General features: G+C 54.1%; 24 protein-coding genes and 1 pseudogene. 13 read left to right on the plus strand and 12 right to left on the minus strand.

The window, feature by feature from the left end:
• Positions 1–97: 97 nt before the first annotated feature.
• The gene (locus FD428_RS12250) at positions 98–733 is read right to left on the minus strand and encodes a CDP-alcohol phosphatidyltransferase family protein (protein WP_012132650.1); all 636 of its coding nucleotides are present in this window, start codon (positions 731–733) and stop codon (positions 98–100) included.
• Positions 726–1,295 (minus strand): carboxymuconolactone decarboxylase family protein, encoded by a 570-nt coding sequence (locus FD428_RS12255; RefSeq protein ID WP_114848553.1) that lies wholly within the window; start codon positions 1,293–1,295, stop codon positions 726–728. The genes FD428_RS12250 and FD428_RS12255 overlap by 8 nt, the downstream gene beginning before the upstream one ends.
• Before the next feature lie 79 nt (positions 1,296–1,374).
• Here FD428_RS12255 and FD428_RS12260 point away from each other — a divergent pair, with 79 nt between their 5' ends.
• Positions 1,375–1,788: a pyrimidine (deoxy)nucleoside triphosphate diphosphatase gene (locus FD428_RS12260; RefSeq protein WP_114848583.1), complete on the plus strand. Its 414-nt coding sequence runs from the start codon at positions 1,375–1,377 to the stop codon at positions 1,786–1,788.
• On the opposite strand, the gene FD428_RS12265 is transcribed toward FD428_RS12260, so the two are convergent.
• On the minus strand, positions 1,748–1,990 hold the full coding sequence (locus tag FD428_RS12265) for a YnjH family protein (RefSeq protein ID WP_172773950.1): 243 nt from the start codon (positions 1,988–1,990) through the stop codon (positions 1,748–1,750). The two genes, FD428_RS12260 and FD428_RS12265, sit on opposite strands and share 41 nt — an antisense overlap.
• A 269-nt stretch (positions 1,991–2,259) precedes the next feature.
• Here FD428_RS12265 and gdhA point away from each other — a divergent pair, with 269 nt between their 5' ends.
• Entirely contained in the window at positions 2,260–3,603 is a 1,344-nt protein-coding gene (gene gdhA, locus FD428_RS12270; RefSeq protein WP_012132655.1) for an NADP-specific glutamate dehydrogenase, read from the plus strand.
• 102 nt (positions 3,604–3,705) lie between these two features.
• Here the strand turns inward: gdhA and topB are convergent, their stop codons facing one another.
• From topB to FD428_RS12285, 3 genes are all read right to left on the minus strand, one after another.
• Positions 3,706–5,649 carry a DNA topoisomerase III gene (gene topB, locus FD428_RS12275; RefSeq protein ID WP_071258202.1) on the minus strand — a complete coding sequence of 648 codons (1,944 nt, stop codon included), beginning with the start codon at positions 5,647–5,649 and terminating at the stop codon, positions 3,706–3,708.
• Positions 5,650–5,653: 4 nt separating this feature from the next.
• Positions 5,654–6,697: a selenide, water dikinase SelD gene (gene selD / locus FD428_RS12280; protein ID WP_114848554.1), complete on the minus strand. Its 1,044-nt coding sequence runs from the start codon at positions 6,695–6,697 to the stop codon at positions 5,654–5,656.
• Positions 6,698–6,857: 160 nt separating this feature from the next.
• Complete coding sequence (locus FD428_RS12285) at positions 6,858–7,409, minus strand: NAD(P)H nitroreductase (RefSeq protein WP_012132658.1); 552 nt, start codon at positions 7,407–7,409, stop codon at positions 6,858–6,860.
• A gap of 180 nt (positions 7,410–7,589) precedes the next feature.
• Between FD428_RS12285 and sppA the strand changes: the two genes are divergently transcribed.
• The 3 genes from sppA (at position 7,590) to pncA (ending at position 11,242) form a co-directional block, all read left to right on the plus strand.
• Positions 7,590–9,446, plus strand: coding sequence for a signal peptide peptidase SppA (sppA, locus tag FD428_RS12290; protein WP_012132659.1), 1,857 nt, complete (start codon positions 7,590–7,592; stop codon positions 9,444–9,446).
• A gap of 127 nt (positions 9,447–9,573) precedes the next feature.
• Positions 9,574–10,590 (plus strand): asparaginase, encoded by a 1,017-nt coding sequence (gene ansA / locus FD428_RS12295; RefSeq protein WP_071258205.1) that lies wholly within the window; start codon positions 9,574–9,576, stop codon positions 10,588–10,590.
• A 10-nt stretch (positions 10,591–10,600) separates the two neighbouring features.
• The gene (gene pncA, locus FD428_RS12300; RefSeq protein WP_114848555.1) at positions 10,601–11,242 is read left to right on the plus strand and encodes a bifunctional nicotinamidase/pyrazinamidase; all 642 of its coding nucleotides are present in this window, start codon (positions 10,601–10,603) and stop codon (positions 11,240–11,242) included.
• Between the two features lie 103 nt (positions 11,243–11,345).
• On the opposite strand, the gene FD428_RS12305 is transcribed toward pncA, so the two are convergent.
• Both FD428_RS12305 and msrB read right to left on the minus strand, forming a co-directional pair.
• A complete protein-coding gene (locus FD428_RS12305) occupies positions 11,346–11,621 on the minus strand; it encodes a YeaC family protein (RefSeq protein WP_012132664.1) in 276 nt (91 codons plus the stop codon).
• Positions 11,622–11,662: 41 nt separating this feature from the next.
• Positions 11,663–12,076: a peptide-methionine (R)-S-oxide reductase MsrB gene (gene msrB, locus FD428_RS12315; RefSeq protein WP_047457431.1), complete on the minus strand. Its 414-nt coding sequence runs from the start codon at positions 12,074–12,076 to the stop codon at positions 11,663–11,665.
• Between the two features lie 341 nt (positions 12,077–12,417).
• Here msrB and gapA point away from each other — a divergent pair, with 341 nt between their 5' ends.
• Both gapA and FD428_RS12325 read left to right on the plus strand, forming a co-directional pair.
• Positions 12,418–13,413, plus strand: a complete 996-nt coding sequence (gapA, locus tag FD428_RS12320) for a glyceraldehyde-3-phosphate dehydrogenase (RefSeq protein WP_012132666.1) — start codon at positions 12,418–12,420, stop codon at positions 13,411–13,413.
• Positions 13,414–13,497: 84 nt separating this feature from the next.
• The gene (locus tag FD428_RS12325; RefSeq protein WP_047457434.1) at positions 13,498–14,382 is read left to right on the plus strand and encodes a D-hexose-6-phosphate mutarotase; all 885 of its coding nucleotides are present in this window, start codon (positions 13,498–13,500) and stop codon (positions 14,380–14,382) included.
• 209 nt (positions 14,383–14,591) lie between these two features.
• Here the strand turns inward: FD428_RS12325 and FD428_RS12330 are convergent, their stop codons facing one another.
• A complete protein-coding gene (locus tag FD428_RS12330) occupies positions 14,592–15,338 on the minus strand; it encodes a MipA/OmpV family protein (RefSeq protein ID WP_012132670.1) in 747 nt (248 codons plus the stop codon).
• A gap of 432 nt (positions 15,339–15,770) precedes the next feature.
• On the opposite strand from FD428_RS12330, the gene yeaG reads away from it, so the two are divergent.
• Positions 15,771–17,705 carry a protein kinase YeaG gene (gene yeaG / locus FD428_RS12335; protein WP_012132672.1) on the plus strand — a complete coding sequence of 645 codons (1,935 nt, stop codon included), beginning with the start codon at positions 15,771–15,773 and terminating at the stop codon, positions 17,703–17,705.
• Positions 17,706–17,909: 204 nt separating this feature from the next.
• The gene (locus FD428_RS12340; RefSeq protein ID WP_058669020.1) at positions 17,910–19,193 is read left to right on the plus strand and encodes a YeaH/YhbH family protein; all 1,284 of its coding nucleotides are present in this window, start codon (positions 17,910–17,912) and stop codon (positions 19,191–19,193) included.
• Positions 19,194–19,244: 51 nt separating this feature from the next.
• Here FD428_RS12340 and FD428_RS12345 read toward each other — a convergent pair whose 3' ends face one another.
• Complete coding sequence (locus FD428_RS12345) at positions 19,245–20,015, minus strand: class I SAM-dependent methyltransferase (protein WP_049008788.1); 771 nt, start codon at positions 20,013–20,015, stop codon at positions 19,245–19,247.
• A gap of 170 nt (positions 20,016–20,185) precedes the next feature.
• On the opposite strand from FD428_RS12345, the gene dgcJ reads away from it, so the two are divergent.
• Together dgcJ and FD428_RS12355 are read left to right on the plus strand one after the other, a co-directional pair.
• A complete protein-coding gene (dgcJ, locus tag FD428_RS12350; RefSeq protein ID WP_114848556.1) occupies positions 20,186–21,673 on the plus strand; it encodes a diguanylate cyclase DgcJ in 1,488 nt (495 codons plus the stop codon).
• A gap of 45 nt (positions 21,674–21,718) precedes the next feature.
• Positions 21,719–22,222 carry a YbaK/prolyl-tRNA synthetase associated domain-containing protein gene (locus FD428_RS12355; RefSeq protein WP_114848584.1) on the plus strand — a complete coding sequence of 168 codons (504 nt, stop codon included), beginning with the start codon at positions 21,719–21,721 and terminating at the stop codon, positions 22,220–22,222.
• Positions 22,223–22,226: 4 nt separating this feature from the next.
• Here the strand turns inward: FD428_RS12355 and yoaI are convergent, their stop codons facing one another.
• Entirely contained in the window at positions 22,227–22,331 is a 105-nt protein-coding gene (yoaI, locus tag FD428_RS12360) for a small membrane protein YoaI (protein ID WP_096753847.1), read from the minus strand.
• 209 nt (positions 22,332–22,540) lie between these two features.
• Between yoaI and FD428_RS12365 the strand changes: the two genes are divergently transcribed.
• Positions 22,541–22,987, plus strand: coding sequence for a DUF441 domain-containing protein (locus tag FD428_RS12365; protein WP_101744274.1), 447 nt, complete (start codon positions 22,541–22,543; stop codon positions 22,985–22,987).
• Here FD428_RS12365 and FD428_RS12370 read toward each other — a convergent pair.
• Positions 22,970–23,759, minus strand: a pseudogene (locus FD428_RS12370) (helix-turn-helix transcriptional regulator); the annotation flags it as partial. The gene FD428_RS12365 and the pseudogene FD428_RS12370 overlap by 18 nt on opposite strands.
• A gap of 99 nt (positions 23,760–23,858) precedes the next feature.
• Here FD428_RS12370 and FD428_RS12375 point away from each other — a divergent pair.
• The gene (locus FD428_RS12375; RefSeq protein WP_047457440.1) at positions 23,859–25,046 is read left to right on the plus strand and encodes a CynX/NimT family MFS transporter; all 1,188 of its coding nucleotides are present in this window, start codon (positions 23,859–23,861) and stop codon (positions 25,044–25,046) included.
• The last annotated feature ends 27 nt before the right edge of the window (positions 25,047–25,073 follow it).

Consider the following 25,073-nt stretch of genomic DNA (forward strand, 5'->3'; position numbering starts at 1 on the left):
CGCCGTGCCATACTGATGCCTGATGGCGCTACGCTTATCAGGCCTACGGGAAAGCGCTGTGCCATACTGATGCCTGATGGCGCTACGCTTATCAGGCCTACAGGGAGGATCTTTTTCCAGGCCGGATAACCTTCAGCGTCAGGTAGCCACTCCAGACCCTTGTCAGGGTGGTCATCCAGCACAACGCGCCAAATACCCACGCCAGAACGGGAAAATAACGCGGAAACAGGCAGCCCAGAACAAAAAGCAATATTGTCTCGGTGCCCTCGGTCAACCCGCCCAGATAGTAAAACGATTTGTGCGCATAGCCCGGATTATCAATCTGATGCTTCGCCGCCAGCGCCGCAAACGCCAGAAAACTGCTGCCCGTACCGATAAACGCAAACAGCAGCCAGCCCCCTGCCAGCGCGTTTTGTTCCGGTGCGGCCAGAATAAAGCCAAACGGAACCAGCGCGTAAAACAGAAAATCGAGGGTGATATCAAGAAATCCCCCCGCATCGGTTAACCCTCTGCGCCGCGCCAGCGCGCCATCCAGCCCGTCGAACAGGCGATTCAGCACAATGGCCGCCAGCGCGGCCAGATACCAACCCAGCGCCAGAAACGGCAGCGCCAGCACGCCAATGGCAAATCCAAACAGCGTCAGGCCGTCCGGGGTGATCGCCGGTTTATCGAGATACGCAGCACAGCGGTGCAGGAGCGGTTTAACCCGTGGGTGCAGATGCCGATCAAACATGTGGCGCTCCTTTCAATGCGTCACACAGCCCTTGCGAAGGAATATCCAGCGCGGCATTAAAACGCGCCGACAGGTTCTGAAAGGCGATCAGCGCCGTCATTTCGGTAATCGCGTCGTCAGTAAAATAGCGTTTCATCATCGCCTTGAGCGCCTCATCAACCTGCGGCGGCGTGGCGGTCACGGCCTCGGCATAAGCCAGTGCGACACGCTCCTCCTCGCTGAACAGCGTGGACGATTGCCACCCGGCAACGGCCTGTACTTTATCCAGCGCCCCACTCCGTTCGGCCAGACGTAAACTGTTGGCATCCACACAGAAGGCGCAATGGCACACCTGCGAAACGCGCGTCATCAACAACGCGCGCATCACCGGCGTTACCCGCGCGCGCTTACGTTCCAGAAACCCGACAAACAGCGCCACCAGCCAGAACAGAAACGGCATTCGCCCCCACCAGCGCGTGGGGTGCAGAACGTCGCCGTAATGTTTTTTCTGCGTAGCGACGAGAGGTTTCAGACTGGAAGGGATATGGGTCAATGGGCTAACCCAGGGTTGTGGATCGTTCAACGCTTGCTCCTGAAGACTTTAGGTCACGCAAAGATAAGGATAGTATGTCACTTTCCGTTGTTGAACCTTGATGAATATGATGAAAACCATTGATGTCGTCGCCGCAATCATTGAGCGTGACGACAACATATTGCTAGCTCAACGCCCGGAACACGCCGATCAGCCGGGTATGTGGGAGTTTGCCGGAGGCAAAGTGGAGTCCAGTGAGACACAGCCTCAGGCGTTGATTCGCGAACTGCGTGAAGAGTTGGGTATTGAGGCGGTTGTCGGGCGCTATATCGCCAGCCATCAGCGCGAAGTCTCTGGCCGGCTGATCCATCTGCACGCCTGGCACGTCCCGGCGTTTACCGGCGCCGTCACCGCGCATTATCACCAGAACATGATCTGGTGTTCACCAAAAGAGGCGCTGCGTTACCCGCTTGCGCCTGCGGACATTCCGCTGTTAGAGGCGTTTATGGCTTTACGCGACGCCAGACCAACGGATTCGTACTGAGCGTTTTTTCGTCACGCTGGCATTGCAGCAGCACGCCTTCGGCTTTAATCACCGCCCCTTCCGAATAGTTTTGATCCTGGTAGACGCAGCACTGATTGCAGGGCTGCGCACGCTGCCCGCTGGAGCTGAACACTTCGGGCGGGACGTTAACCTCCACATCCGGGCGATAATGCTGATTCGCCAGCGCGGCAAAAGAGACCATCGCCGCTGCTGCCGCGATAAATAAACGATGCATAGCGTTTCCTTGTTATGAAGCCTACCTTCAGTATAACGGTCGTAAGCGACTGAAACTTTAGCCACTCCATCCATCGCTTTTTATTATGACGCGCGCGCCGTTATTAATTTCCCTGGCACGCCATTTTTTTTTCTTGCTTACCGTCACACTGCTGGTGGTATAGTCAAAAACTGCATAAACACGAAACACAACATTATAAATATAACCATATCAATACATAAGAGGTTCTTATATCTATGGATCAGACATGTTCTCTGGAGTCGTTTCTAAACCATGTTCAACAGCGTGACCCCAATCAGACCGAGTTCGCGCAGGCCGTTCGTGAAGTAATGACCACGCTGTGGCCTTTCCTTGAGCAAAATCCTCGTTATCGTCAGATGTCATTGCTGGAACGTTTGGTTGAGCCAGAACGCGTGATCCAGTTCCGCGTGGTGTGGGTGGACGATCGTAACCAGGTGCAGGTTAACCGTGCCTGGCGCGTACAGTTTAATTCCGCCATCGGCCCGTATAAGGGCGGGATGCGTTTCCATCCTTCCGTTAACCTCTCGATCCTGAAATTCCTCGGCTTCGAGCAGACGTTTAAAAATGCGCTGACCACGCTGCCGATGGGCGGCGGTAAAGGCGGCAGCGATTTCGATCCTAAAGGCAAGAGCGAAGGCGAAGTGATGCGTTTCTGTCAGGCGCTGATGACAGAGCTCTATCGCCATTTAGGGCCAGACACTGACGTACCTGCTGGCGATATCGGCGTGGGCGGACGTGAAGTGGGCTTTATGGCCGGCATGATGCGTAAGCTCTCCAACAACAGCGCCTGCGTGTTCACCGGGAAAGGCCTCTCGTTTGGCGGTAGCCTGATTCGCCCGGAAGCCACCGGTTATGGCCTGGTGTACTTTACCGAAGCGATGCTCAAACGCCACGGTCTGGGTTTTGAGGGTATGCGTGTGGCGGTGTCCGGTTCCGGCAACGTGGCGCAGTACGCTATCGAGAAAGCAATGGCGTTCGGCGCTCGTGTGGTGACGGCTTCGGACTCCAGCGGCACCGTCGTTGATGAGAGCGGCTTCACCGAAGAAAAACTGGCGCGCCTGTGCGAAATCAAAGCCAGCCGTGACGGGCGCGTGGCGGACTACGCCCGCGAGTTTGGCCTGCCTTATATGGAAGGCAAACAGCCGTGGTCAGTGCCGGTTGATATCGCCCTGCCGTGCGCAACGCAGAACGAACTCGACGTGGACGCCGCGCGCGTGCTGATCGCCAACGGCGTGAAAGCGGTGGCGGAAGGCGCCAATATGCCAACCACCATTGAAGCCACTGATCTGTTCCTCGAAGCCGGCGTGCTGTTCGCGCCGGGTAAAGCGGCCAACGCAGGCGGCGTGGCGACCTCCGGTCTGGAGATGGCGCAGAACGCCGCGCGAATGAGCTGGAAAGCCGAGAAAGTGGATGCGCGTCTGCACCACATCATGCTGGATATTCATCATGCCTGCGTGGAATACGGCGGCGAAAACAAACATACCAACTATGTTCGCGGGGCGAACATCGCAGGCTTCGTCAAAGTGGCCGACGCGATGCTGGCGCAGGGTGTGATTTAATTTTCCGTGGCATGCAGGCCTGATAAGCGTTGTAGGCCTGATAAGCGCAGCGCCATCAGGCATTGCCAGATGGCGGCGTAAGTGCCTTATCCGGCCTGTGCGTTATACGCTCGCCTCTTCTGACGGCGGGCTTTTTTTCGCCGCTCGCTTACGAGGCGCGCTCTTTTTCTTCTCGCCGCCACCGCCTGGCGCAACAATGCCCCGGAATTGACGTACCGGCGTGCGTTTAGCCTGATCGATCAACTGAAACAGCGTGCCGACCAGCGGCTGCATAAAATCCTGATAGCGGCACTGCTTTTCACTGATTTGCGTCAGGACAGACTCCCAGTGCGCCGTCATATCCGGTCGGGCAGCCATCTCCGGTAACGAGTGAATCAGGGCCTTCCCGGCATCCGTTGAATGAATGTAACGCCCTTTCTTGGTCAGGAATCCGCGCCTGAACAGCAGTTCGATAATGCCCGCGCGCGTCGCTTCGGTTCCCAGTCCGTCGGTCGCTCGCAGGATCTTTTTCAGATCTTTATCCTGCACGAAACGGGCAATCCCGGTCATGGCGGACAGCAGCGTAGCATCGGTAAAATGGCGTGGCGGCTGGGTCTGACGCTCAACGACCTCCCCCTTTTCGCACAGTAGCTCGTCGTCTTTCGCCACCACCGGTAACGGCGTGCCGTCGTTCTCTTCATCACGCTCTTTATTGCCCAACAGCGTTCGCCATCCGGCCTCCGCCAGAAAACGCGCTTTGGCGACGAATTTCCCCTTCGCAATCTCCAGTTCAATGACGCATTTGCGAAATACCGCGTCCGGGCAGAATTGCATCAGGTACTGGCGTGCGATCAGGTTGTACACCTTCGCTTCATTGTCGCTGAGGGAAATTGATGAACTGCGCGCAGTCGGGATGATCGCGTGGTGAGCGTCGACTTTTTTATCATCCCAGCAGCGGTTTCGCGTGTCCGGGTCAACCACCGGCTGCGGCAACAAATCCGCAGCATGCACGCCAATGGCGTTCATCACCGCATGGCGTCCGGCAAAATGCTCTTCCGGCAGATAGCGGCAGTCGGAACGCGGATAGGTAATTAATTTGTGGGTTTCGTACAACTTCTGGCAGATATCAAGCACGTTCTGCGCGCTCAGGCCAAAGCGTTTTGCCGCTTCAATCTGCAACGCCGACAGCGAAAACGGCAGCGGAGCAGATTCTGATTCCCGTTTATCGTTATAGCTGGTGACGATCGCGGGCTGACCGTTAATACGATTCACCACATGCTCCGCCAGCGGACGATGCAGCAAACGCCCCTCTTCATCCTGATACGGTTCGCACGCTTCACTGGGTTGCCAGATGGCGGTAAACCGCTCCTCAGCTGGCGTGACGATATGCGCTTTCACTTCAAAGAAATCTTTGGCGACGAAGTTCTCGATCTCTTCATCGCGGCGAACCACCAGCCCGAGAACCGGTGTCTGAACACGCCCTACCGAGAGCACGCCCTGGTAGCCCGCGTTGCGCCCGAGAAGGGTATACGCGCGGGTCATGTTAATGCCGTACAGCCAGTCGGCGCGCGCACGCGCCAGCGCGGAGACGCACAGCGGCACAAATTCACTGTTGGCGCGCAGCCGGGAAATCGCACGCTCCACCGCCTGCGGGTTAAGATCGTTGATCAGACAACGCTGCACCTGCTGGCGTTTTTCCGGGGACAGTTGCAGATAATCCAGCACCTCGTCCACCAGCAGCTGCCCTTCGCGATCCGGGTCTCCCGCGTGAATCACTTCGCTTGCGTCATGTAAAAAGCGCTTAATGACATTGAGCTGCTTCATCACGGAAGGACGCGGCTGGAGCTGCCACTTTTCCGGCACAATCGGCAGATCGGCCAGATTCCAGCGCGCATAACGACCGTCATACGCGTCCGGCTGCGCCTGTTCAAGCAGATGGCCGATGCACCAGGTCACCACCTGTCCATTCCCGCATTCGATAAAGCCGTCGCCTTTGCGGTGCGGCTTTGGCAGCACATCCGCAATGGCGCGGCCCAGACTCGGCTTTTCGGCAATAAACAACCGCATCGAATTAACGGATCTCTACCATGGCGCGACCGCCACGGGCGTCAACCAGTTCACCAATCGCCGTCAGTTCAATACCAAACTCCGCCGCGGTGACTTTCACTTCCTCTACCGCTTCCGGCGTGACCGCCAGCAGCAGGCCGCCAGACGTTTGCGGATCGCACAGCAGATCACGCACCTCGCGCGGCATGTCGCCCATCAGATGGCCATAGCTGGCGAAATTACGTTCCGTCCCCCCCGGCACTGCGCCAAGTTTAATGTACTCTTCGACGCCCGGCAGTTTTGGAATGTCCTGATAGCAGATCTGCGCCTGCACGCCTGCGCCCTGGCACATTTCGCTAAGGTGCCCCAGCAGACCAAAACCGGTCACGTCGGTCATCGCTTTCACGCCGTCGATATGGGCAAACGACGCCCCCGCAATGTTCATCCGGCACATCACTTCTGTCGCCAGCCCCTGATGTTCCGGCTTGAGCAGTGATTTTTTCTCGGCGGTGGTCAACACGCCAATGCCCAGCGGCTTGGTGAGGAACAGTTTGCATCCGGCCTGCGCGGTGCTGTTTTTCTTCACGCGCTCGGTCGGCACCACGCCGGTGACAGCCAGACCGAAGATGGGCTCAGGCGCGTCGATAGAGTGCCCGCCCGCCAGCGCAATACCCGCCTGACGACAGGCAAAACGCCCGCCTTCGGTGACTTCCCGGGCAATTTCCGGCGACAGTTTGTTGATGGGCCAGCCCAGAATGGCGATCGCCATAATCGGTTTGCCGCCCATCGCGAAGATATCGCTGATGGCGTTGGTCGCCGCAATACGGCCAAAATCAAACGGATTATCGACAATCGGCATAAAGAAGTCGGTGGTGCTGATGATACTGGTGCCATTACCCAGGTCGTATACCGCCGCGTCATCGCGGGTTTCATTGCCCACAAGCAGGTTCGGGTCGACAAACTTCGCCTGCTCGCTGTGCAGGATGGTTTCCAACACTTTAGGGGAAATTTTACAACCGCAACCGGCTCCGTGGCTGTATTGCGTTAAACGAATAGCGTGCTCGCTCATGGACATCTCCTGTCATTGCAATCGGGCTATGGTAGCGCTCATTCCATGACGTGGTAAGAGAGAGTGTCTGAATTCCGGCGTCTTTGCTCATAATCCAGACAGTTTTGCCGAATAATCGGCAGGCGCTCATCGAAAAAGCCGCCTGCCGGGGCCATGACGCTTAGAAATACGTCACGAAAGGCGTCGGGTCCGGTACGCTGATGGTCGTTGACGCTTTCAGCTGCGGCGTGCCCAGATAGAGGAAGCCCACAATTTTATCCTGTGCGCGACAGCCGAACGCCTCGCGAACCACCGGGCTTTCGGTTAACGCGCCGCTGCGCCAGATGCCGTTGAAGCCTTGCGCAATCGCCGCCATCTGCATCGCCATAACCGCACATCCTGCTGACATCTCCTGCTCCCACAGCGGCACTTTGTGGTTCTCCTCGCATTTCGCCACCACCGTGATGATCAGCGGCGCGCGAAATGGCGCGGTGCGCGCTTTCTCTATCGCTTTCTCATCGCCTTCCGCCGCAATGGCGCCCTGCTCCAGAACAGCGCTGAAGCGCTCACGCCCCTCACCTTCAATCACAAAAAAACGCCAGGGTTGCAGGGATTTGTGATCGGGTACGCGCATGCCCGCGCGCAGAATATTTTGTAACTGTTCACCCGCAGGCGCGGGCTCGGCCAGACGAGAGGCGCTACGACGGTTTACAAGTAATTCGAGTGCGTCCATTTGGTTAACTCCAGCAATGATATTTATTCACAAAATTAACACGAGAGGGGATTTAGTTACAGCACAGGCAGTGATTCCTGCTGACAAGTGCCTGCCTGGTCATTACGATACCCACATCTTATACGCTTTCTCTCTGAGTATGACGGAGATAGCGGAATGTTAATCTGGTAGGGAGAATACATGCGAACCCTGTGGCGATTTATTGCCGGATTTTTTAAGTGGACATGGCGACTGCTGAATTTCGTCCGGGAACTGGTGCTCAACCTGTTCTTCATCTTTCTGGTTCTGGTGGGCGTCGGTATCTGGATGCAGCTTAGCGATGGCAACACCAGCCAACAAACTGCACGCGGCGCGCTGCTGTTGGATATTTCCGGCGTGATCGTCGATAAACCGTCCAGCACCAACCGCCTGGGCGTCATTGGCCGACAGCTGTTTGGCGCCAGCTCTGACCGCCTGCAAGAAAACTCACTGTTTGATATCGTCAACACCATTCGTCAGGCGAAAGACGATCGCAATATCACCGGCATCGTGATGGATCTGAAAAACTTCGCGGGCGCCGATCAGCCTTCCATGCAGTACATCGGGAAAGCGCTGCGCGAATTTCGCGATAGCGGCAAGCCGGTCTTTGCCGTAGGCGACAGCTACAGTCAGGGGCAATATTACCTGGCGAGCTTCGCCAATAAAATCTGGCTTTCTCCGCAGGGTACGGTCGATCTGCACGGCTTCGCAACCAACGGCCTGTATTACAAATCTTTGCTGGATAAGCTGAAGGTCTCCACGCACGTCTTCCGCGTCGGCACTTATAAATCCGCAGTGGAACCGTTTATCCGCGATGATATGTCGCCTGCCGCGCGCGAAGCGGACAGCCGCTGGATTGGCGAGCTGTGGCAAAACTACCTGAACACCGTTGCGGCGAACCGTCAGATCCCCGCGCAGCAGGTCTTCCCTGGCGCGCAGGCGATGCTCGACGGGCTGAGCAAAGTGGATGGCGATACCGCGAAATACGCGCTCGACAACAAACTGGTGGATGCGCTGGCGTCTAACGCCGAAGTGGAAAAAGCGCTGACCAAACAGTTTGGCTGGAGCAAAGCAGAAAACAACTATCGGGCCATCAGCTATTACGATTATTCGCTGAAAACGCCTGCGGATACCGGCGACGGTATCGGCGTCGTGTTCGCCAATGGCGCGATTATGGACGGTGAAGAAACACCGGGCAACGTCGGCGGCGACACGACAGCGTCGCAAATCCGCGATGCGCGCCTGGACCCGAAAGTGAAAGCGATTGTACTGCGCGTAAACAGCCCCGGCGGCAGCGTCAGCGCCTCTGAAGTCATTCGCGCCGAACTGGCCGCTGCGAAAGCCGCAGGCAAGCCGGTTGTGGTGTCGATGGGCGGAATGGCGGCATCCGGCGGTTACTGGATCTCCACCCCGGCAAGCTACATTGTGGCGAACCCGAGCACCCTGACAGGCTCAATCGGCATCTTTGGCGTTATCAACACCGTTGAGAACAGCCTGGATTCGATCGGCGTGCATACCGATGGCGTCGCCACCTCGCCGCTGGCGGACGTTTCTGTCACCAAATCGCTGCCGCCTGAAGTGCAGCAGATGATGCAGCTCAGCATTGAGAATGGCTACAAACGCTTTATCACGCTGGTTGCCGATGCGCGTAAGAGCACCCCGGCGCAGATTGATAAAATCGCGCAGGGGCATGTCTGGACCGGTCAGGATGCAAAAGCGAATGGTCTGGTAGACAGTCTGGGTGACTTTGACGACGCCATCGCCAAAGCCGCAGAGCTGGCTAAACTGAAGCAATGGCATCTTGAGTATTATCAGGATGAACCGACATTCTTCGACAGAATCATGGACAGCATGTCCGGCTCCGTGCGCGCAATGCTGCCGGAAGCCATTCAGGCGATGCTCCCGGCGCCGCTGGCGACAGCCGCCAGCGCGGTAAAAGCAGAGAGTGATAAACTGGCTGCCTTTAACGATCCGCAAAACCGTTATGCGTTCTGCCTGACCTGCGCGAACGTGCGCTAAATTACCATTGCCGGATGGCGATGCTATCGCATCTTATCCGGCCTACGAGTTTCGCGTAATTTGTAGGCCGGATAAGGCGCAACCGCCTCCGGCAATATAAGAGACTTCACTTCGTAAGAACATTGCCATGCAGAAGAAATCGATTTACGTTGCCTATACCGGCGGTACGATTGGTATGCAGCGCTCGGAACAGGGTTACATTCCGGTATCAGGCCATCTCCAGCGCCAGCTGGCGCTGATGCCCGAATTTCACCGCCCGGAAATGCCGGACTTCACCATTCATGAATATGCCCCGCTGATGGACTCATCCGATATGACGCCGGAAGACTGGCAGCATATCGCAGAAGACATCAAAGCACGTTACGCCGACTATGACGGCTTTGTCATCCTCCACGGCACTGACACGATGGCGTTTACCGCCTCGGCGCTCTCCTTCATGCTGGAGAATCTGGGTAAGCCGGTAATTGTGACAGGGTCACAAATTCCGCTGGCGGAACTGCGCTCCGATGGGCAGATTAATCTGCTGAATGCCCTGTATGTCGCCGCGAATTACCCCATCAATGAAGTTACCCTCTTTTTCAATAATCGGCTGTTTCGCGGCAACCGCACGACAAAAGCGCATGCCGATGGCTTTGACGCGTTCGCCTCCCCCAACCTTCAGCCGCTGCTGGAAGCCGGAATTCATATCCGTCGCTTAGGTACGCCGCCCGCGCCGCACGGCGAAGGCGAGCTGATTGTTCACCCAATCACGCCGCAGCCTATTGGCGTCGTCACCATTTATCCGGGAATTTCTGCCGAAGTGGTGCGTAACTTCCTGCGCCAGCCGGTAAAAGCGCTGATCCTGCGTTCTTACGGCGTCGGCAACGCGCCGCAGAACAAAGAGTTCCTCAAAGAACTGGAGGATGCGAGTTCACGCGGTATCGTGGTGGTTAACCTGACGCAATGCATGTCTGGCAAGGTGAATATGGGTGGGTATGCCACCGGCAACGCGCTGGCGCATGCGGGCGTGATCGGCGGCGCGGATATGACCGTTGAAGCAACGCTGACTAAGCTGCACTACTTGTTAAGCCAGAATCTGGATACACAGACCATTCGTACCGCGATGACGCAAAATCTGCGCGGTGAACTGACGCCAGACGAATAAGGAACTTTTCATGACGACCCGGGCCTTACTGCTGGTTGATTTGCAGAATGATTTTTGTGCCGGCGGCGCACTGGCCGTCCCTGAAGGCGACAGCACCGTGGATGTAGCAAACCGTCTTATCGCCTGGTGTAAAGCGCGCGGCGACGCGGTGATCGCCAGCCAGGACTGGCATCCTGCCGGACACGGCAGTTTCGCCAGCCAGCATCAGGCGCAACCCTACAGCCAGGGACAACTGGACGGTTTAGCGCAAACCTTCTGGCCCGATCACTGCGTACAAAATAGCGACGGCGCGGCCCTGCATCCCCTGCTCAGGCAGAACGCCATCGACGCGGTTTTCCATAAAGGCGAGAATCCGCAGGTGGACAGCTACAGCGCCTTTTTTGATAACGGACGCCGCCAGAAAACCGCCCTGGACGCCTGGCTTCGGGAGAACGGCGTACAGACGCTGATCGTGATGGGGCTGGCGACCGATTACTGCGTGAAGTTTTCCGTGCTGGATGCGCTGCAACTGGGTTATACGGTGAATGTGATTACCGACGGCTGCCGTGGTGTGAATATTCAACCGCAGGACAGCGCGCACGCCTTTATGGAGATGGCGGCCGCCGGCGCCACGCTGTATACGCTGGCTGACTGGGAAGAGACGCAGGGTTAGGTGTTCTTACTGCCTGATGGCGCTTCGCTTATCAGGCCTACCGGTCATTGCTTTGTAGGCCTGATAAGCGAAGCGCCATCAGGCTACCAACAAAAAAGCTACATTACAGTTTCAGCGTTGCAATCGATTTTGGCGCAATGCCAAAATCCTCTTTCAACTGCTGCTTACTTTTCATCACCATCTGACCGTTGGTATCAATGGTCATATGCTGCGCGTCGGTATTGTGCCGCGCCTGCCAGAGCATCACCAGTTGCATGCTGTTCTCTTTTTGCTCCGGCGTCAGCGCAACGCCGTCCGGCCATTTTCCCAGCTCAACGGCGGTAGATAAGCGCTGATAAACTTCCGGCGTCATGCTGTCGATCATCTCATCAAGATTCATGATAAGTCCGCTCCTGTGGAATAATTTGCTGAATCGTTTTTTCAGCCCTTAGTTTGTTCGCCGTTTTCATCATCGGTGAAGCTTAATGAGGCCGAATTGACGCAATAACGCTCACCCGTCGGCTGTGGGCCATCCGAAAAGACATGTCCCAGGTGCGCATCACAGTTGCCGCAGCGAATTTCTATACGCTGCATCCCGTGGGAAAAATCCTTAATGTAACGGATAGATTCTTCACTGACCGGCTCGTAAAAGCTCGGCCAGCCGCAGCCGGAATCATACTTGGTTTGGGAATGAAACAGCGGCGCGTCGCAGACCAGACAGTGGTAGACGCCATCACGCTTATTATGCAGCAAACGCCCGGTAAATGGCGGTTCTGTACCGTGATTCTGCGTCACGTAGAATTGCATTTCGGACAACTTTTTTTTCAGATCTTCCGCAGAGGGTTGATTAGCCATTTGCTCACATCTCGCTTTAGCCATACTCACATTGCGTGACCGATTCTAACAAAACATTAACACCCCAGTGTGAACTTTTGTTCTAAACTTGATCCTTGCGAAATGGCAGCTTATGAATCGTGATCGGAATCACGTTTTTATCTCAGTTGCCCTTTAAAATTCGGGGCGCCGCCCCCATGTGGTTTCAAGCCGAAAGGAAGAGTGAGGCGAGTCAGCCGTGCAAAGCTTGTACAGAGGATTGATTTGTCGCAATGATTGACACGATTCCGCTTGACGCTGCGTAAGGTTTTTGTAATTTTACAGGCAACCTTTTATTCACTAACAAATAGCTGGTGGAATATATGACTATCAAAGTAGGTATCAACGGTTTTGGCCGTATCGGTCGCATTGTTTTCCGTGCTGCTCAGAAACGTTCTGACATTGAGATTGTTGCAATCAACGATCTGTTAGACGCTGAATACATGGCTTACATGCTGAAATATGACTCCACTCACGGTCGTTTCGATGGCACCGTTGAAGTGAAAGACGGTCATCTGATCGTTAACGGTAAAAAAATCCGTGTTACCGCTGAACGTGATCCGGCTAACCTGAAATGGGACGAAGTTGGTGTTGACGTAGTTGCTGAAGCTACCGGTATCTTCCTGACTGACGAAACCGCACGTAAGCACATCACTGCTGGCGCGAAAAAAGTGGTTCTGACGGGCCCGTCCAAAGACAACACTCCGATGTTTGTTAAAGGCGCTAACTTTGACAAATACGAAGGCCAGGACATCGTTTCCAACGCATCCTGCACCACCAACTGCCTGGCGCCGCTGGCTAAAGTTATCAACGACAACTTCGGCATCATCGAAGGTCTGATGACCACCGTTCACGCGACCACCGCTACTCAGAAAACCGTTGACGGCCCGTCTCACAAAGACTGGCGCGGCGGCCGTGGCGCAGCTCAGAATATCATCCCGTCCTCTACCGGTGCTGCTAAAGCGGTAGGTAAAGTGCTGCCGGAACTGAACGGCAAACTGACTGGTATGGCGTTCCGCGTTCCGACTCCGAACGTATCCGTTGTTGACCTGACCGTTCGTCTGGAAAAAGCGGCTTCTTACGAAGACATTAAGAAAGCGATCAAAGCTGCTTCCGAAGGCCCGATGAAAGGCGTTCTGGGTTACACCGAAGACGACGTAGTATCTACCGATTTCAACGGCGAAGTGTGCACTTCCGTGTTCGATGCTAAAGCAGGTATCGCGCTGAACGACAACTTCGTGAAACTGGTCTCCTGGTACGACAACGAAACCGGCTACTCCAACAAAGTTCTGGATCTGATTGCTCACATCTCCAAATAAGTTGAGATGAGAAATTGATCCCAAAAGGCGACCTTCGGTCGCCTTTTTTTATGGCTAAGAGTTTTCAACTCCAAGGATTGCATCATGATTAACACAATTTTCGCTCTCCCGGTCATCGAACAAATTACCCCTGTCCTCTCCCGCCGCCAGCTCGACGAGCTTGACGTGATCGTCGTCGATCACCCGCAAGTTAAGGCGTCTTTTGCACTCCAGGGCGCACATTTGCTCTCCTGGAAACCAGCAGGCGCCGAAGAAGTGCTGTGGCTGAGCAACAACACGCCGTTTAAAACAGGCGTTGCGCTGCGTGGCGGCGTACCGATCTGCTGGCCGTGGTTTGGCCCCTCTGCGCAGCAGGGTCTGCCGTCTCACGGCTTTGCCCGTAACCTGCCGTGGGCGCTGAAAGCCCACAACGAAGACGACAACGGCGCGGTACTGACATTTGAACTACAGAGCAGTGAGGCGACTCGCCAGTACTGGCCGCACGATTTCACCCTGCTTGCGCGCTTCAAAGTGGGTAAAACCTGTGAGATCGAACTGGAGGCCCACGGCGAATTCGAAACCACGTCTGCCCTGCACACCTACTTTAACGTCGGCGATATCGCCGCAGTTAAGGTCAGCGGCCTTGGCGACCGTTTCATTGATAAAGTGAACGACGCCAAAGAAGATGTGCTGGCAGACGGCGTCCAGACGTTCCCGGATCGTACTGACCGCGTTTACCTGAACCCGGAAGCCTGTAGCGTTATCCATGATGATGCGCTGAACCGCAACATTGACGTCATCCACCATCACAACATTAACGTTGTGGGATGGAACCCTGGCCCGGCACTCGCCGCCAGCATGGGCGACATGCCGGATGATGGCTACAAAACCTTTGTCTGTGTGGAAACGGCTTACGCCACCGCGCCGCAAAAAGCCAGCGAAGAAAAACCGTCTCGCCTGGTGCAAACAATTCGCGTCGCAAAACGTTAAGGGTTGACTGATGCCGGATGACGATGCTGACGCATCTTATCCGGCCTGCAACCTGTCGGAGCAGCTGTCTGCGTACATCTCTGCGCTGGCATTCTCACCCATGTACCACGTCCTGTCATCGCATCCTCCCCATCAATGCACCACCGTAAAGCAAAACAGAGCGCAAGCGCCCTGTTTTGATGCACGAATTGCACTGTAAAAATGCACAATCAGAACTTATAGGTGATCCCGGTTGAGATCAGGCCGGTCCAGGATTTATCAACCATCGGGCTGTCGGTCACTTCATCCGACAAACGGGTATAACGCGCTGTACCGTAAACGCTCCAGTCCCCGAGGAAGTTGTAGTTAGCGCTGATTTCCAGGTACGGGTTCCAGCCGCTTTCTGGATCGTAGCTACGCAGGCCGCTGCGCGAGGACTCTTTGCGCGAAACGCCATAGTAGTATTCATTCTGGTTTTCGCTGTTCCACTGCACGCCAATACCCGGCGTCAGCGTCAGCGCGCCATTGGTATAGCGGTACAACCAGGCCAGATCCCACACGATGCCGTTGCTGTTATCCAGCGTATCGCCCGCCAGCGTGGTGCGCAGGAAACCGTATTCGGTATTGTGGATGTAAGACAGGCCCGCCATCATGGTGCTCTTACGCTTGTCGAGTTCGCGCAGTCGGCGATCGTCGCTGTCGCCCGGCTTAAAGTACAGCGGAGACCAGTACGCGGTAATCGACAATTTATCCGCTTTGTCGTTCCACAGGTAGTATCCGCCGCCCAGCCCCCGGAACCAGAAGTTATCACTTTCATAGTTGATAACCGGCACCGGATACACATCAGCATCGTAATCTTTGTAAGGATGTTCAACCACACCAACGCCAGCGCCCAGCGTCAAGTCGTTTTCAGCTTGCGCTACGCCAGCTGATGTGGCGATAAGCACGCCAAATGCCAGAAGTTTGAGTTTGGTCACAATCCATATTCCTTATTCAAATGTTTAGCGCCAAAAGTGTAACTGCCAATACGTTTCAACCCAACTATTTTACTTATTCGTTTCACTCTCTGTAACCGGTTAATTTCTCAATAGTGGATGACAGTTTGCTTGCAGTCGGATGAACGCGGGATGACTTTCATCTCTTTTCTTTACATAACCATGCACTTTTAGCGGATGAGTTATTGATATGCCATTGAAATTCATTTATGCGCACAGGCAAGTTTTGCAAATGCCATCTACGCTTAATTTTAAGAAGGTGTATCACCGGGCACGTTGATCTCTTGCTCAGCGTTGTGGCATGAGAGTTGCTGTTTATCAGTAGAGACGTCGTTCAGTTACCTCTTCCGGGAGCCTCTACTATTCATATGAACGGCTCTTACCATGTGCTAAAAAACGAAAGGACGGCATACCATGAATATATTCGATCACTATCGCCAGCGCTATGAAGCTGCCAAGGACGAAGAGTTCACACTGCAGGAGTTTCTTACCACTTGTCGGCAAGATCGCAGTGCTTATGCCAACGCGGCAGAGCGGCTACTGATGGCTATTGGTGAGCCTGTCATGGTCGATACTGCCCAGGAACCTCGACTTTCTCGACTCTTTTCGAACCGGGTCATCGCTCGCTATCCCGCATTCGAAGAGTTTTACGGCATGGAAGACGCGATTGAACAGATTGTCTCTTATCTGAAACACGCGGCTCAGGGGCTGGAAGAGAAGAAACAGATCCTGTATCTGTTGGGGCCTGTAGGGGGCGGTAAATCGTCGCTGGCCGAGCGACTGAAATCTTTGATGCAGCATGTGCCTATTTATGTTCTGAGCGCCAACGGTGAGCGTAGTCCGGTAAACGATCACCCGTTATGCCTGTTTAATCCGCAGGAGGACGCGCAGATTCTGGAAAAAGAGTACGGCATTCCGCGCCGCTATCTCGGCACCATTATGTCGCCGTGGGCCGCAAAACGTCTGCATGAGTTCGGCGGGGATATTACCAAATTCCGCGTCATCAAAGTCTGGCCGTCCATTCTGGAACAGATTGCTATCGCCAAAACAGAACCCGGCGATGAAAACAACCAGGATATTTCCGCGCTGGTCGGCAAGGTGGATATTCGTAAACTCGAACACCACGCGCAAAACGACCCGGATGCCTATGGCTATTCCGGCGCGCTGTGCCGCGCTAACCAGGGGATCATGGAGTTCGTCGAGATGTTTAAAGCACCGATTAAAGTGCTGCATCCGCTGCTGACCGCCACTCAGGAAGGTAACTACAACGGGACGGAAGGTATCTCCGCCCTGCCGTTTAACGGCATTATTCTTGCCCACTCGAACGAATCCGAATGGGTGACTTTCCGCAACAACAAAAATAACGAAGCCTTCCTCGACCGTGTTTACATCGTGAAGGTGCCGTATTGCTTACGCATTTCCGAAGAGATCAAAATCTACGAGAAGCTGCTGAATCACAGTGAGCTGACTCATGCGCCATGCGCGCCGGGTACGCTGGAAACCCTGTCGCGCTTCTCGATTCTTTCTCGTCTGAAAGAGCCAGAAAACTCGAGCATCTACTCGAAAATGCGCGTCTATGATGGCGAAAGCCTGAAAGATACCGACCCGAAAGCGAAGTCCTATCAGGAATACCGGGATTACGCCGGCGTCGATGAAGGGATGAACGGTCTGTCCACGCGTTTCGCGTTTAAGATCCTCTCCCGCGTGTTTAACTTTGACCATGCCGAAGTGGCCGCCAACCCGGTGCATCTGTTCTACGTACTGGAGCAGCAGATCGAGCGCGAACAGTTCCCGCAGGAGCTGGCTGAGCGTTATCTGGAGTTCCTGAAGGGTTATCTGATCCCGAAATACGCCGAGTTTATTGGCAAAGAGATCCAGACCGCCTATCTGGAATCCTATTCCGAGTACGGACAGAACATTTTTGATCGTTATGTCACCTATGCGGATTTCTGGATTCAGGATCAGGAATACCGTGACCCGGATACCGGCCAGCTCTTTGACCGCGAGTCACTGAACGCTGAACTGGAGAAAATCGAAAAACCGGCGGGCATCAGCAACCCGAAAGATTTCCGTAACGAGATCGTCAACTTCGTTCTGCGTGCCAGAGCGAATAACAGCGGTCGCAATCCAAACTGGACCAGTTACGAAAAACTGCGCACGGTTATTGAGAAGAAAATGTTCTCGAATACCGAGGAGCTGCTGCCGGTGATTTCGTTTAACGCGAAAACCTCAACCGACGAGCAGAAAAAACACGACGATTTTGTCGACCGCATGATGGAGAAAGGTTATACCCGTAAGCAGGTTCGCCTGCTGTGCGAATGGTATCTGCGCGTACGGAAATCGTCTTAACAGCATAAATGGCCCGGAAAATTTTATCCGTTTACCGGGCCAACAATTCTTTTGTACGCGAAATCATTCAAGAGGTATCAAGGCGGCAAATGAGTGAATCCCCAGGAGCGTACATAAGTACGTGACTGGGGTGAGCGAATACAGCCAACGCAGAGACAACTTGAAGGATGAAGCGTAAGTTGGCAAATGCAGTACGGGGGGCTTATGACCTGGTTTATTGACCGGCGTCTTAACGGTAAAAACAAGAGCATGGTGAATCGCCAGCGCTTCTTACGCCGTTATAAAGCGCAAATTAAACAGTCGATCTCCGAGGCCATTAATAAACGTTCGGTGACCGATGTAGAGAGCGGCGAGTCCGTTTCAATCCCGACGGATGACATCAGCGAACCGATGTTTCATCAGGGACGGGGCGGCTTGCGCCATCGCGTACACCCCGGCAACGATCATTTCGTACAGAACGATCGCATTGAGCGTCCACAAGGTGGCGGCGGTGGTTCCGGGAGTGGGCAAGGCCAGGCCAGTCAGGATGGTGAGGGTCAGGATGAATTCGTCTTTCAGATTTCCAAAGATGAGTATCTGGATCTGCTCTTTGAAGATTTAGCGCTGCCTAACCTGAAAAAAAATCAGCAACGGCAGCTTACTGAGTATAAAACCCACCGCGCGGGTTTTACCTCCAACGGCGTTCCGGCCAACATCAGCGTGGTGCGTTCCCTGCAAAACTCTCTGGCGCGCCGCACGGCGATGACTGCGGGTAAACGTCGGGAGCTACGCGCGCTTGAGGACGACCTGGACATCATCACCAAAAGCGAACCCGCGCAGTTGCTGGAAGAGGAGCGGCTACGTAAAGAGATTGCCGAACTGCGGGCAAAAATCGACCGTGTCCCCTTTATCGACACCTTTGATTTACGCTACAAAAATTATGAAAAGCGCCCTGACCCTTCCAGCCAGGCCGTGATGTTCTGCCTGATGGACGTATCCGGCTCGATGGATCAGGCCACCAAAGATATGGCCAAACGTTTTTATATCCTGCTCTACCTGTTCCTCAGCCGAACCTATAAGAACGTTGAAGTGGTCTATATCCGCCACCATACGCAGGCAAAAGAGGTGGATGAGCATGAGTTCTTCTACTCCCAGGAAACCGGGGGCACTATCGTCTCCAGCGCCCTGAAATTGATGGATGAGGTAGTGAAAGATCGCTACGACCCGGCGCAGTGGAATATCTACGCGGCGCAGGCTTCGGATGGCGATAACTGGGCAGATGACTCTCCGCTGTGTCATGAGATTCTGGCGAAAAAACTGCTGCCGGTGGTGCGCTATTACAGCTATATCGAAATCACCCGCCGCGCCCACCAGACCTTATGGCGCGAATATGAGCATCTGCAATCGACCTTTGATAACTTTGCGATGCAGCATATCCGCGACCAGGATGATATCTATCCGGTCTTCCGTGAACTGTTCCAGAAACAAAGTACGACAAGTAAAGACTAGAAATCAGTCCGTCAGGTCAGTAAAAAGCCAGAACCCTGTTCTGGCTTTTCTTTATTTCCCCTTAACCGAACAGCAGGCAATGTAATTCAACTGATGGCGCTGTGATTTAAAGAAGCGAAACATCTTGATAAAACGGCTGCGATTGTCACGAATGCACAGCCCGTTATAAACAATTTTAAGCGCCCCTTTCAGCCCTTCATCGCGAATCAACCCTCGCGGAGACATCAGCGACATTTCACCGTTCTGCTGTAAAACCTGCTCAAACCCGGAATCCAGCAACAGATCGCGCCAGCCTTGTTTGGTCATCGGGCTTACATTCGATTTCACCACATGCTGAAGCTGGTTCTGCTCACCTTCCGCCAGCTTCTGGCTGGTCAGCATAATATCGTGCGTTAAGAGACGGCCACCCGGCTTCAGAACCCGATAATATTCACCGATCAGCTTTGCTTTCGCTTTGTCGGCATACATGGTGAGCATGGCCTCGTTAATCACGACATCGAAACTGTTATCGGCAAAGGGTAAGCTGTTGGCATTGGCGGCCATGACATGGATGTGATTTTCCAGCCCGTGCGCCGCGACATTGTTCCGCGCGTTTGCCAGCGCGTTTTTATCCATATCGATGGCGTAGACCGAACAACCAAAACGTTGCACCAACTCAATGGCGGTCGTCGCCATATTGCATGCCACTTCCAGCACCTGGCTGCCCGGCGTCAGCTGAGACTGGCTGAACAGCCACTCCGTCGCCTCAATGCCGCCCGGACGCAGACGGGTTTTGCCCAGGCTTGCTAAAAATGTATGGCCCGCTTTTTCATTCGCACTCATCGCGCACCTCCTTCCTGATAAGTTGCATTATAAATACAACATTAAGAGGAAAAGGGGAAGTATGAGAATGATTTTTATTTCACAACACAAAAGAGGACGAAGGCGCTGTTAGAGAGAACATCGCCACTGTGATAAACTGAAGCGTCGCCCTTTGAAAACTGTTATTCATCATGAAATTGCATCATAAAGCGCTCAGGCTCTTTATCTCCGCAAGCGTCATTGTACTGACGTCCTCTTTTCTGGCTTATGAATTGATCGCCAGTGACAGGGCGATGAATGCCTATATGGGCTACATCATCGAAAAGGCAGACTCTTCATTTTTGTATGACAAGTACCAGAATCAGAGCATTGCAGCTCATCTAATGCGCACGTTCACGGAGCCCAAAGCACCACCATCCGATGAACAACAATATGCGTTATGCCGCGGATTTGAAACAGGTCGCAATACCCACGGCATCAATCTCACCACTCATAATAACCCATCGCTACATGGAACACTGCAAACCGCCGAGGCAAACTGCGCGATCGTAGCTGACGACGCTCCTCTGTTGTTCGCTTTTGATCAGGCGGTGGCCGCGAATCGTAACCAGAAGGATTATGGTAAAGGGCTGGGCACTGTAGAAGATAAATTCCACTACTATCTGGATATTAAAAAACGCTACGTCTATTTTTATAACCTGATTGACTCCAGACAATTTTTTATGCACCACTGGTCTTTTCTGCGAAAAGGAACGCTGGGAATCAACCGTAACGATATTGATGGTCAATTCACAGGGCGAACAGTGCTCTCAAGCATTTATCAGGACGATCTTACGGAAAAAAATGTGATGAGTTTTTTAACTCCCGTTTATCTACATGGAAAGTTAAAAGGCATAGTAATGGTGGATATTAACCAGGATAACCTGAAGAATATTTTTTACACTCAGGATCGTCCACTGGTCTGGCGCTATCTGGACGCGACTCTGTTCGACCTGAATTCAGAGAAAAAAATCATTGTCCATCAGAGCGAAAATAACCTCTTTAATTATGTTAATTATGTTCACGACCTGCCAGGCGGAATCCGTGTCACATTATCTCTCGACATCCTGTATTTTATTGTCTCATCATGGAAACTGTTCGCCTTTTACCTGCTCGTTACCGCTACGTTACTGAACATGGTCAGAATGCATTTTCGCCTTTACCATAATGTCAATCGTGAAAATATCAGCGATGCGATGACCGGCCTCTATAACCGTAAGATCCTGACACCGCAGCTTGAACAGCGTTTGCAGCGACTGGTCAACACAGGCACCTCCGTGACGTTTATCGCCATCGATCTGGATAGGTTGAAAGTCATTAACGACACGCAGGGGCATCAGGAAGGCGATCGCACAATTACATTGCTGGCAAAAGCCATTGAAGCATCGGTGCGTAAAACTGATTACGCAATAAGATTGGGAGGTGATGAATTTTGTGTAATTCTTATCGATTCAGTTGTACCGGCAACAACTTTACCTGAGCGTATTGCCAATAAGTTGCGAATCATCGCGCCAGATAAGGTGATTAGTTTTTCCGCTGGACTTTATCATATGCAGCCTGAGGATACGATCCAGGACGCATACAAGGCCTCTGATGAGCAACTCTATCTCAACAAACAACAAAATCATGCACGTTTGTGATACCCTTTTGCCGTTAAAACTTCATCGCAATATTGGGAGTGAATGATGAATGAAGTCGCTAAGGGGATCACGGCTCACCAGCGTTTGATTACCCTTTTATCGCAGGAAGGCGCCACTTATCGTGTACTCAGTCACGAGGCGGTCGGTAAGTGCGAAGCGGTTTCGGAAATTCGCGGCACCGCACTAGGCCAGGGGGCAAAAGCGCTGGTGTGTAAAGTGAAAGGCAATGGCGTCAATCAACATGTCCTGGCGATCCTTTCCGCTGACCTGCAGGCCGATCTCGCCCAACTCGCAAACCATCTCGGCGGACTAAGAGCTTCGCTTGCCAGCCCTGCCGAGGTGGATGCGCTGACCGGCTGCGTCTTTGGCGCGATTCCCCCTTTTAGCTTCCACCCTAACCTGAAGCTGGTGGCCGATCCGCTGTTGTTCGAGCGCTTTAACGAAATCGCGTTTAACGCCGGCGTACTGGAAAAATCGGTCATTATGAATACCGACGATTACCTGCGCATTGCGCAGCCTGAACTGGTCAACTTTCGCCGAGCGCAATAACGGCTCAGAAACGTCTTTCCAGCACCAGTACGGAAATCACAATCACCGCGGCAATAGCGAAAAATGATGAGGTAATGATCAGCGTTTCAATCAGCATATGATCGTTCATGGTTTCACCCCGTTGCGACAGAGAAAACGGCTCACCTGTTATTGATAAATCGAATTAATGGCAATTTAATGACAGCAAGCCTGGCCTGCCCGGAAAATTCTCCTCAGGCATTCGCCTGAAAATGTGCCGTTATTGATAAAAAAGCCTGTTCACTCACGTATTTGCGCGTACAGTAAGCAGGCTTATCTTTCTCTGGCAAGGAAACCACGATGTTTGATGTCACTCTGCTGATCCTGCTTGGACTGGCAGCGCTGGGCTTTATCAGCCATAACACCACTGTCGCCGTTTCAATTCTGGTGTTGATCATTGTCCGCGTTACCCCACTCAATACGTTTTTCCCGTGGATTGAGAAACAGGGGCTGACCGTCGGGATCATTATCCTGACTATCGGCGTCATGGCGCCGATCGCCAGCGGTTCGCTGCCTCCCTCTACGCTCATTCACTCCTTCGTCAACTGGAAATCACTGGTTGCCATCGCCATTGGCATCTTTGTTTCCTGGCTGGGCGGGCGCGGCGTTACGCTGATGGGAAGCCAGCCACAGCTGGTCGCGGGTTTACTGGTGGGGACGGTACTGGGCGTCGCGCTGTTCCGGGGCGTGCCGGTCGGCCCGCTCATTGCCGCAGGCCTGGTGTCGCTGATTATTGGGAAGCAGTAAGCCCGGCCAGATAACGGCCTGGCGTTTGCCCCAGCCCCTTTTTAAACATGGTGATAAACGCGGTCGTTGAATCATAACCCAGCGTTTGGGCGACGTGCTGCACGCTGTGTCCGTCAATCAACGCCTGCAACGCCAGAATAAGCTGCAACTGGTGACGCCAGCGACGAAAGCTCAGGCCGGTTTCCTTTACCACCAGTCGGGCAAGATTGCGTTCGCTCATGGCGAACAGGCTCGCCCACTGTCCCAGCGTTTGCCAGCGGGCTGGTTCACGCGCCATCGTCTCCACCATTTGACGTATTTTGGGATGCCCGGAGACCGGAAGCTGCATCTGCTCCTGTGGTTGCTGCGGAAGCTCATCAAACAAGACCTGTGTCAGGCGCTGCGTCATTGGCTCGGTACGCTGAATATCCGTTCTCGCGGCAAGCGCCAGAATCAGCTCCCGGCACAATGGCGTTATTTTTAGCGTACAGCAGCGATCCGGCATCACAACCGCATCCGGCTCAATAAACAGAAAACATAATTCCGCCCCCGCCGTGACGTGGTTACTGTGGGGAATTTCGCCGGGAACCCATACCGCATACTGTGGTGGCACCATCCACATGGCGCTTTCTACCTCGCAGGTAATAGCGCCATGCAGCGCCAGGATCAGTTGCCCTTTTCGATGGTGATGCAGCGGACTGAAAAGCTCATCTTCGCGAGCGCGAATGCAAAAGGCCACAGCCGCATCATGGTGAAGGTCAGGCTCGTAGCCATCCAGTCTCAGGCCAATCATCATATTGTCCGATTTTAGCGATAAACTGTCATTTTAGCTTGATTGATCCAGAGAGTAAAAACGGTAAGGTATCGCCTCGCCTGTTGATATGAGAAAACAATGACTATTTCCCCTTCATTACGCGGCAAAAACGGTGCATTACTGATTGCCGGTATTCTGATGATTGCGACGACGCTGCGCGTTACCTTCACTGGCGCTGCGCCGTTACTGGAGACGATTCGTGCGGATTACGGGCTAACTACCGCACAAACGGGCCTCCTGACCACGCTTCCCTTGCTGGCTTTCGCGCTGGTCTCTCCGCTGGCGGCAAACATTGCGCGCCGGTTCGGCATGGAACGTAGCCTGTTTGCCGCCATGCTGTTGATTTGCTTCGGTATTGCCGTACGTTCGCTGCCTTCTGCCAGCTTCCTGTTTACCGGCACAGCCATTATTGGTTGCGGTATCGCGCTGGGAAACGTGCTGCTCCCCGGGCTGATTAAACGCGATTACTCACAGCATGTGGCAAAACTGACCGGCGCCTATTCATTGACGATGGGCGCCGCAGCGGCGGTGGGTTCGGCAATGGTCGTACCGCTGGCGTTGCATGGCTTTGGCTGGCGCGGCGCGCTGTTAATGCTGATGCTGTTTCCCCTGCTGGCCTTTCTTATCTGGCTGCCGCAGTGGCGCAACACGGCTACCGCCAACCTGAGCAGCTCCCGCGCGCTACACTCACGCGGCATCTGGCGATCCTCCCTCGCCTGGCAAGTCACCTTATTCCTCGGCATTAACTCGCTTATCTATTACGTTATCATCGGCTGGCTACCCGCGATTTTAATCAGCCACGGCTACAGTGAAGCGCAGGCCGGATCGCTACACGGCCTGCTGCAACTGGCGACGGCTGCGCCGGGACTGTTGATTCCGCTCATCCTGCACCGATTCAAGGATCAGCGCAGTATTGCCGCGCTGGTATCGCTCATGTGCGCTCTCGGCGCGGCCGGATTCTGGTTTGTGCCGGAGCAGGCGGTGCTGTGGACGATTCTGTTTGGGTTTGGCTCTGGCGCGACGATGATTTTGGGTCTGACGTTTATCGGGCTGCGCGCCAGTTCCGCGCACCAGGCGGCGGCGCTTTCGGGCATGGCGCAATCTGTCGGCTATCTGCTGGCGGCATGTGGGCCGCCATTGATGGGTAAGATTCATGATGCCAACGGCGACTGGCACATTCCGCTAATTGGTGTGGCGGTTCTGGCGGTCGCGATGGCGATATTCGGCCTTTATGCCGGACGCGATCGGGAGATCGCAGCAAAATAACCGAACGGGCAGGCATTGACCTGCCCT

Origin of the sequence: Citrobacter sp. TBCP-5362, from assembly GCF_005406305.1 — a bacterium.
GTDB classification, from domain to species: Bacteria; Pseudomonadota; Gammaproteobacteria; order Enterobacterales; family Enterobacteriaceae; genus Citrobacter_B; species Citrobacter_B koseri.